General features: G+C 60.7%; 3 protein-coding genes. 2 read left to right on the forward strand and 1 reads right to left on the reverse strand.

The window, feature by feature from the left end:
- Positions 1-180: hypothetical protein (locus IEX50_RS17615; protein ID WP_229674169.1), on the reverse strand; the 180-nt coding region annotated here is incomplete at its 3' end.
- Positions 181-351: 171 nt separating this feature from the next.
- Here IEX50_RS17615 and IEX50_RS17300 point away from each other — a divergent pair.
- Positions 352-1,236: a hypothetical protein gene (locus tag IEX50_RS17300; protein WP_198351347.1), complete on the forward strand. Its 885-nt coding sequence runs from the start codon at positions 352-354 to the stop codon at positions 1,234-1,236.
- Between the two features lie 235 nt (positions 1,237-1,471).
- Positions 1,472-2,296 carry an abortive infection family protein gene (locus IEX50_RS17305; RefSeq protein ID WP_184075380.1) on the forward strand — a complete coding sequence of 275 codons (825 nt, stop codon included), beginning with the start codon at positions 1,472-1,474 and terminating at the stop codon, positions 2,294-2,296.
- Position 2,297: the final 1 nt, after the last annotated feature.

Raw genomic sequence — 2,297 nt, forward strand, 5'->3', positions numbered from 1 at the left:
GACCCAATCCCGGCCATTCACGCGCGCTATCCCCCTGCCGAAAACCTGCCGCTCGTTCATCTGATATAATCTGCCTCTCCGGCGAGCCGACACGTCGCAGGCGACCGCGCGCTGTCCACGCCGCGCACGCTCGCGCTGGGCGAAGCTAATCCGGCCATCGAGCGGTTTGTTACGGGGCATCACATTGGACCCTGTTGATAAAGCGGCGTCATAGCGACGATCAGTCGCGGCATGTTGATGCCACCACAAGTCCGCCGTCCAGTCACGCCTGCACTGCTCAGCTCCAGACGTCGCTGCCGTGCCAATTGCTACGTTCCGCATCAATGCGAGGCTGCACGGTGGTGGTCCCGATTGCGCGACGTGGCGCTGGGCGACGACGCCCGCTATAGTCCTCGCATGTACAACTTAATCGTCAGATCGGGAGCATGGGGCGACCGACGAGACGTCCTCGGCGCGGACCGGATCTTCGAGAGCACCGAGCGCCAGCTAGTCCGGCAGTTCAAGCCTGACGACGAGCCTGACTTCGAACGGCTGCGCTCTCTTCCCTGCCTCTTCATGGTTGAGGGTACCGGGGATCAGCTGGCACGTGTCGGCGAGCTTGTAACCGCGCGCATCCGTGGCGGCCAAGCGACGCTTGAGTACCGTCTCGACGACCGCATCCCCCCGATCCGCAACTGCGACATCTATGCGGTGCGCGAGGAGTTCGGCATAGACGACGCTTGGGAGTTCTCGCGCAACCATTGGGCGATCAAGGACGTGGACCTGTTCCAGGCCCTGCTCCGGCTAAGAACGCAGGCGCGGCAGCGGCCACAGGTGTTCACGCTGGACGAGGTCGAAAGGATCGATCCCGACCTTGTGTCGGTGATGATGCCCTTCGACGCGGGCTTCAACTCGACCTATAGCGCGATCCGCCGGGCGGCGGAGGCCGCCGGATACCGATGTCAGCGTGCTGACGAGATCTGGGAACGCGCCGAGGTGATTGCCGACGTCGTGTCCTTGATCGACCGGTCCAGTGTTGTGATTTGCGACTGCACCGGCCGGAACGCGAACGTCTTCTATGAGATGGGGATCGCCCACACGCTCGGCCGTGAGGTCATCCCGATCACCCAATCTGAAGCCGACATCCCATTCGACATCCGGCACATCCGGCACGTCCGGTATCTGCCGAACCGGGAAGGGCGGCGCGGGCTGTCGGACGAATTACAGCAGCGGCTCGAGTTTCTACGAGCGCGATGAACATTAAGACCCCCAACAGCGGCGGCGTCACCTAGCGGCCAATCTCATTGTAAGGTTGTGCCAGTGCAACGGCATCGCAGCTACCCGGCCATTCGCGGCCTGTTTCCGGCTCCCGAACTTCAGCCGTGCATTTCATGTTGGCAGCCGAAGCCGACCGAGGCTGGCGGTAGCGCCGTTGGCTGAGATCCTGCGTGCGTGTAACTGGCACTGGAGCGGGTTCCATGGGAGTGCACGAATGCCAGCAAGCCGACGTGTTCCAAGCCACGTACGTGATGACGATGGGCTCATAGCTCGACTTCGCGTCAAATTGGCTGAGGCAACAGCTGCTCGCCTAGACGTCAGCGAATGGCAGAAGTTCGTAGTCCTCCATCAACTGGAAGCATGGGCCGAGCATCAGTACAGGTTCTTTCGGAGCATTGAGTGGGGAGATGCTGACGCCGAAGGCAATATCTTAAGGCTAATTTCGTACGTAGTGGATCAGAAAAATGATGACGCTGTCCTCGATCTTTTCGAGAGACCGACTGTGCAGCGCTGGTTCAAGCAGAACGACCCGGCTTTCTTGGACCTCTGGAAAGGTCAACAAGATCCATTGCTTGAGGCGTTAGGACACGGACTCGCCGAGGTCCAGGACGTCAACGATGTTATCGATCTTAGTCAGTACGCCTCGCGTCTCCGCGCAGCCCTCCCCGCCGACCCTCAACTGGCGATTGGGACCACCAAAGATCTGCTTGAAGCAACAATGCGTACGATCTTACAGCGTCGTGGCTTCAAGAACGTGGAAGCGCTGGCTTTTCCCGACCTCGCGACCCGGTGTTTAACCGAGCTCGGCCTGGTTGGAACGACGCCGCCGACGACGAAGCGCGAGCGAGCGATACGGAAAATCGCGAGTAGTGCCCGCACCATGATCGACACAGCGAACGAGCTCCGGAATGCAGCAGGAACGGGCCATGGAAAGGTGGTTGGTGAAGAAGAGCTGATTAGCGCTGATGACGCCAGCCTTGTCGCATCAAGCGGGCTGATCCTCGCCGCTTGGCTCATCCGACACGGCAAAGAGGCGTAGC

Source organism: Sphingomonas prati, assembly GCF_014643515.1.
Classification (GTDB): domain Bacteria; phylum Pseudomonadota; class Alphaproteobacteria; order Sphingomonadales; family Sphingomonadaceae; genus Sphingomonas_R; species Sphingomonas_R prati.